This window comes from uncultured Campylobacter sp. (genome assembly GCF_938045595.1).
Taxonomy (GTDB): domain Bacteria; phylum Campylobacterota; class Campylobacteria; order Campylobacterales; family Campylobacteraceae; genus Campylobacter_B.
In genome coordinates, this window is sequence record NZ_CALIBB010000025.1 from 21,533 (window position 1) to 27,862 (window position 6,330).

Here is a 6,330-nt window from a genome sequence, read left to right on the forward strand (position 1 = left end):
TAGATGTGCGATTTTACCGACAAATTTATTAAAATCCGCTCAATCGCTCCGATATGAGGGCGGAATTCCTCGTTTGAAATTTAGGGCAAAATTTAAACGCAAGAGCGCAGAGATAGGAAGTTTGGAGGCGTTAAATTTTAAATCGGCGGCGTAAAGGAGGCGGAATTTTGGCGCGTCGGTTTTACATCCTGCGAACGCAGAATTTTAGCGAACAGCCTTAAATTTAGCTAAAAATATAACCTAAATTTTAAAATTTAGCCTAATTTTTAGGATTTGAAAAATTATTAAATTTAGATAGTTTGCGCCGCATATAAGCAAAAATAAAGAGCGTTTCGGTATAATCCGATTTTCCAAAACCAAATACACAACGACACAAGGAGATTTTATGGCGAGCCCAAAAGACGCCTTAAGCCCCATCGAGCAATTTTTCGACGACAATCAAAAAAGCTACATCACCTACGAAAGACTGATAAAATTTTTCGACAAAGCCCCCACCGCGACGGCCGTTAAGAAGGTCGAAGCGCTTACGAAAAAATTCGACGTCGAGCTGATCTCCGCCGCAGAAATCTCCAAAATCAAAAATTTAGAGGACGCGAAGCTCAAAGAAGCCACGCAAAAAAAGCTACTGGACGAGGGCTGGGACGAGGAGTTTGACCTATCCAGCGACGTCGAGCTTTTGGAGTGGAGCCGTTCGGACAGCCCGGTGCGGATGTATCTTCGCGAAATGGGACAGATCCCGCTGCTAACCAAAGAAGAAGAGATCGAGATCAGCAAAAAAATCGAGCTCGGCGAGGACATCATCATCGACGCGTTTTGCTCGGTGCCGTACTTAATAGACTTCATTTTAGATTATAAAGAGCCGCTAATCAACCGCGAACGCCGCGTCAAGGAACTTTTCAAGAGCTTTGACGACAGCGACGAAGAGGGTGAAGATGAGGACGAAGAGGAGTTGTCGGAGGATGATTACGATGATGAGGAGGAGAGCACGGATGAGGACGAGGCGAAGCAAAAGCGCTCTAGAAAGAACGATAAGCGCGCTCTAAAGGTCATCGAAAGCTTCAAGGCTCTCGAAAAAGCTAAAAAGGACTGGATGAAATTTGCCGAGAAAAACGCCGAAGCGATTAAGGAGAGCAAGGGAATTTTATCGAAGCTGAACTTGGCGTTTAAAAAGAAAATTTTAAAAGAAAAGCTCATGGATCTAGGCCCTACGAGCAAGCTCATCACCGAGATCGTAAAATCGATGGAGACCGCGCTAAAAAGCGACGAGGGCTTCGAAAAAGAGCTCAAGCGCCTGGAATACAAGCTGCCGATGTTTAGCGCCGAACTGCGCGAAAATCACAAAAAAATCCTAAAAGAGATCACGAGGCTTAGCAAAGACGACATCATCGCGCGCGTGCCGGAAGCTACGATGGTCTCGACCTATGTCGATATAAAAAAGCTCTTTTTAACAAAAGAGGCAAGCAAAAAAAGCTTTAACCTCGAGCCCGAGCGGCTGAAAGAAATTTTAGAGCAGATCAAACGCGGCAAGCGCATCAGCGATAATGCAAAGGCGCGCATGGCTAAGTCCAACCTACGCCTGGTCGTATCCATCGCTAAGCGCTACACCAACCGCGGACTGCCGTTTTTAGACCTCATCCAGGAGGGCAACATCGGGCTTATGAAGGCTGTGGATAAATTTGAATACAAGCGCGGCTATAAATTTTCGACCTACGCGACGTGGTGGATCCGCCAGGCGATATCGCGCGCCATCGCCGATCAAGCGCGCACGATCCGCATCCCGATCCATATGATCGAGACGATAAATCGAATTAATAAAATCACGCGCAAATATATGCAAGAAGGCGGCAAGGAGCCCGATATCAACGTCATCGCGCAAGAAGTAGGCCTTAGCGTCGATAAGGTAAAGCAGGTCATCAAAATCACAAAGGAGCCGATCAGCCTAGAAGCGCCGATCGGAAACGAGGACGACGGTAAATTCGGCGATTTTGTCGAGGACAAAAGCTCGGTTTCGCCGATCGAGCAAATTTTAAAATCCGACCTAAAAGAGCAGATCGACGATATCTTGGAACAACTCAACGACCGCGAGCGCACGGTGATCCGCATGAGATTCGGACTGCTTGACGACGAGAGCGACCGCACGCTTGAAGAGATCGGCAAGGAGCTCAATATCACCCGCGAGCGCGTCCGCCAGATCGAAAGCTCGGCGATCAAAAAGCTAAAACACCCAAAAATCGGCCGCAAACTCAAAACCTATATCGAGAGCTAGAGCAAAATGCAGATATAGCGATCTAGCGACACGCCGAGGTGGCGGGGCTTTTTAAAGCGATGTTATCGCGCGTACCTGAAAAATCATAGAATTCCGTTCTAAATCCAAAGCGGAATTCTAAAAAATTTTATAAATTCTACGATTTTGCTTAGTTTGATATGCGAACCGAACTGAGTAGTGTAGGTTATTCAAGGAGACTTTATGAAAACTTTAGTAATCGTTATTTTAGACGGCTTTGCCGACTGGGAGGCTTCGCTACTGGCTCCCGCACTACGATATTTCACGGACTATAGCATCCTTTATGCCTCAACCGATAAAAACGAGAAAGTATCGTTCGGAGCTTTACGCGCAAAACCTGATTTAACAATAGATGAAATTTCGCCAGATGCCGCGGCAATCGTGTTAATCGGCGCTAGAAATTCATGGCGCGAACTGCCTAGCGAAAACGCCTCAAAAATTGCTAATTTAATAGAGGAATTTAAACAACAAGGCAAGGTGGTAGGCGGTATTTGCGACGGGGCGTATTTCTTAGCGGCGGCAGGAGCGCTAAATGACTGCCATCACACCGCAAATAGTCTAGCAGACATCGTTAATTTGCCAAAATACAAGAATAAGCATGCCTTTATACAAACAAGTCGCGAAGCCGTAGTATACGGTAAAATGATCACCGCAAACGGAAACGCATTTATTGATTTTACTATTCAAATGCTGCGCGCCTTAGGAGATATAGACGAAGCAATAATTGCCCAGTGCGAACAAATGTGGCGATAAGTAGGCAGTGCGCGTTTAGCAAATAAAATTTTGCCGAAGCAACACTCGAGCATATAAGCACAAATGAGATACAAAAAATACTGAAAATGAAATCTTGCCGAAGCGGTACGACATTGATGCTCGCTAGGTCTAACACAATACCTTAGTTTGCGTGCTTTCGTGCAAATACAGCATGGAATTTTACGCTCGTTTTGCCACTAAAATTATATACGGCGCGAGCCTAAGCCAACAGACGCTATGAAATTTAAAACAAAGTGCGCCGCCAAAGCGGTACTTCAGCACGCGCCCATCGTCGTAAGCAAAAACGACGTCTTTCCCGTCTCGCCTTTAATTTAATGGAGCTCACCATGCCTCAATAACCCTCACACGGCGAAATTAAATAGGTCTCAAAAAGCAAAAGCCACAAAGCTTGCTTTGTACATCTTATTTGCCACTTTATACCGAGTCCCGTTATCTCCCGCCGCCTCATTATTGCGCGCCGACATACAATGCAATATCTGTAGCTTTTATGGCCCGTTTATCACATCCCACTGCCATGATGCCTTGCCCATAATGGAACGCTTCAAAAATATGGTAGAGCCGTCTCTCTTTACTTACACTTGCTGTACTCGCAATCGCAGCACCCATAAATTTGCCGCATTGCTGCGCCGACAACCGCAACACTATCTAAATTTACTGCTCCGCCGTGCCGTCCCGCTCTTAAAATTTACCTTCTGTAGCCAAGAGTGCGCTGGATAACACGACGTCAGTATTTTTGTCTCGCTCTAAATTTACCTTCCGCCGCACCGCTAAATTTAACCGCGGCGCAAGCTACGTTTTTTAAGGCAGCTATAAATCCAAGCTCCGAGCAATAAAACCGCCGCGAGGCAATACATATAAAAGGCCGCGCCGTTTTCATACTCCACGTCCTGCGCGCTAAAAATGGGCTTCGACATTTCGGGGTTTCGCGCCGCCTCGTCCGCGATCTGCGCCATCACCTCATCATCATGCACGTCTAGCGTGATCTTTCGCAGATCGATGAAATTCGTCCGCTTTTCCAGATGCCTGCCGCTGCGACCCGTGACGTAAACGCTATGCGAGTAAAAATTTAGATAGTAAAATCCAGCGTCGTCCTTAAAAAGCTTCTCCGAGATCTGCCGCACGTCGTCTTTAAACGGATTGTCACCCGCCCTTTTTAGCGCGCTTAGCTTATCGCCCTCCCCACCGAATTTATAATAAACATCCCAAAGCGCGTCTTTTATCCAGCCCTCGGTGCCGCTAGCGCGCGGACGATTTAAAATTTTATCCTTGCTTAGATAAAATATGCCGTTTTTGCTCGCAAACAGCATGTATTCCTGATGCCCGCTCTGAAAATTTAGCGGCGTATAGGGCTCGTTTGCAGCCTCAAACCTCTCGCCGTCCATCAGTACCGCGCCCGCAGCGGGATCATAGAGAAACTCTATGCCTGCATTTGGCTCCACGAGATACATCTGCTCGCTAGGCGTGAAATTTAGCCTCTCGCCGTCCGCATAGACGCTACGTCCGTCGCTCAGCCACCGATCGACCGGGCGAAAGTGCGCGGGCGAATCGGGACCGTCTTCGTGTATGATTTTTAGCCTTATCTGTTTTAGATTTTTTGCATCCGCACCCGCTAAAATTTTACCCTCGTAAAATACCCGCTCGCCGTCGGTGGCGACGTAGGGGCTCTCAGTCAGAGGCGAGATGGGCGCGCTAGTATCGAGTCTCGCGTATGGGTAGTTGTACTCCTGCGGCCATTTGGAGAGCCCAAAGGCGTGGAAAAATACTTTGTAAATATAGCTTATCGCGCTGCCCGTGCGCTGCGTAACGTCCGAGCAGAAGTAGCTCACGCGCCCGTCGCTGTAGTAGCGAGAACCGATCTTTTGTGTACGAGCGGGATCCAGCCCCGACATCTTGCGAGCGCCGCAAAATACGCTACTAGCGTCCATGCCGACGTTTGTGTAGGAGTATCTGCCGGTATCAAGCGCGCGAAAGCTCGCCGCGTCCGCGCCGCCCTCTAGCTCGTAGGGAGCGAGATTCCAAGAGCGTAGGTAAATTTTGCCGCCGATATTATAATAATCGCTGCTGCCGATCTTTTGCGCGCCTGTGGGCAACTCGCGCGAGTTATCATACACCGATAACTCATAGATAAAAACGAGCGAGACGAAGAGCGGCACGAAAAGTACCGCAAATAGCAGCCTTAGCGCCTTTTTATCAAATTTGCTTAAATTATTCGCCTTTTTCATAAGGCAATTATATATCTTGCTAGTTTAAAACGTTAGAAATTTAAAAGCGTTTGCGGGGGAAATTTTAAAATTTAGGGCGCGGTAAATTTGACGGCAAAAAGCGGCGGGTAAATTTAAAAACTTCATCAAATTTGACGGCAAAGCCTCAGCTCAAATTTACCCGCAACCGCGCGAAACGACGCAAGCTCCGCGCAAATTTAACTTAGTATCCGTCAAAATGTTTGGTCTTTGGCAGTACCAAATTTAGCGTGATACCGATGAGCGCGCCAAGCCCCACGCCGCTAAAGCTCATCGCGCCAAAATCCAGCACCATGCCGCCGATCGCGCAGACGAAGATGAGCGCGACGATGATCATATTGCGCGGCTCAGCTAGGTCCACGCCGTTTTTTATGAGCGTCTCCATGCCCACGCTAGCGATGATACCAAAAAGTAGCAGCATGATGCCGCCGATGACGGGAGCCGGGATCGTCGAGAGCGCGGCTCCGAGCTTGCCCACGAAGGCTAGCAAGATCGCTGCAAGCGCGGCAAAGGTCATGATGGCGGGATTGTAGGCCTTCGTGATGCTGACTGCGCCCGTGACCTCGGAGTAGGTGGTGTTCGGCGGGCCGCCGAAGCAGCCTGCTAGCGACGTCGCGAGCCCGTCGCCTAGAAGAGTGTTTTTAAGTCCCGGGTTTTTGAGGAAATTTTCCTTCGTGACGTTGCTGATAGCGAGCATATCGCCGATATGCTCGATCGCAGGGGCGATCGCTATAGGTACCATGTAGATCACGGCTTCGAGCTTAAAAACCGGCGCGGTGAAATGCGGCAGCACAAACCACGGCGCGTTTAGAATCGGCGTAAAATCTACTATCCCGACAAATAGCGACGCGCAGTATCCCGCCGCGATACCGCAAAGTATCGGCACTAGGCGCAGCATGCCGCGACCAAACATCATAACAACGATAACCGCCGAGAGTGAGATGAACGCGATCGTAAGCGACTGAACCTGCGTATAGAGTGCCTCTTTGCCCTTGCCCATGACCATATTTACGGCCGCTGGCGAGAGGATGA

At 48.6% G+C, this 6,330-nt stretch carries 5 protein-coding genes; 2 read left to right on the forward strand and 3 right to left on the reverse strand.

From position 1 onward, the window contains the following. Positions 1-385: 385 nt before the first annotated feature. Complete coding sequence (rpoD, locus tag Q0340_RS01030) at positions 386-2,266, forward strand: RNA polymerase sigma factor RpoD (protein WP_298081795.1); 1,881 nt, start codon at positions 386-388, stop codon at positions 2,264-2,266. 201 nt (positions 2,267-2,467) lie between these two features. Continuing rightward, positions 2,468-3,037 (forward strand): DJ-1/PfpI family protein, encoded by a 570-nt coding sequence (locus Q0340_RS01035; RefSeq protein ID WP_298081796.1) that lies wholly within the window; start codon positions 2,468-2,470, stop codon positions 3,035-3,037. Positions 3,038-3,505: 468 nt separating this feature from the next. Here Q0340_RS01035 and Q0340_RS01040 read toward each other — a convergent pair whose 3' ends face one another. From Q0340_RS01040 to Q0340_RS01050, 3 genes are all read right to left on the reverse strand, one after another. After that, positions 3,506-3,664 carry a hypothetical protein gene (locus tag Q0340_RS01040; protein WP_298081797.1) on the reverse strand — a complete coding sequence of 53 codons (159 nt, stop codon included), beginning with the start codon at positions 3,662-3,664 and terminating at the stop codon, positions 3,506-3,508. 167 nt (positions 3,665-3,831) lie between these two features. Next, positions 3,832-5,280, reverse strand: a complete 1,449-nt coding sequence (locus Q0340_RS01045) for a DKNYY domain-containing protein (protein ID WP_298081798.1) — start codon at positions 5,278-5,280, stop codon at positions 3,832-3,834. 202 nt (positions 5,281-5,482) lie between these two features. Further along, a partial coding sequence (locus tag Q0340_RS01050) for a solute carrier family 23 protein (RefSeq protein WP_298081799.1) occupies positions 5,483-6,330 on the reverse strand: 848 nt, incomplete at its 5' end.

Excerpts from the sequence above, each read along its gene's own strand:
- rpoD (WP_298081795.1), top strand. The coding sequence starts at position 386 with ATGGCGAGCCCAAAAGACGCCTTAAGCCCCATCGAGCAATTTTTCGAC.
- Q0340_RS01035 (WP_298081796.1), top strand. The coding sequence starts at position 2,468 with ATGAAAACTTTAGTAATCGTTATTTTAGACGGCTTTGCCGACTGGGAG.
- Q0340_RS01040 (WP_298081797.1), bottom strand. The coding sequence starts at position 3,664 with ATGGGTGCTGCGATTGCGAGTACAGCAAGTGTAAGTAAAGAGAGACGG.
- Q0340_RS01045 (WP_298081798.1), bottom strand. The coding sequence starts at position 5,280 with ATGAAAAAGGCGAATAATTTAAGCAAATTTGATAAAAAGGCGCTAAGG.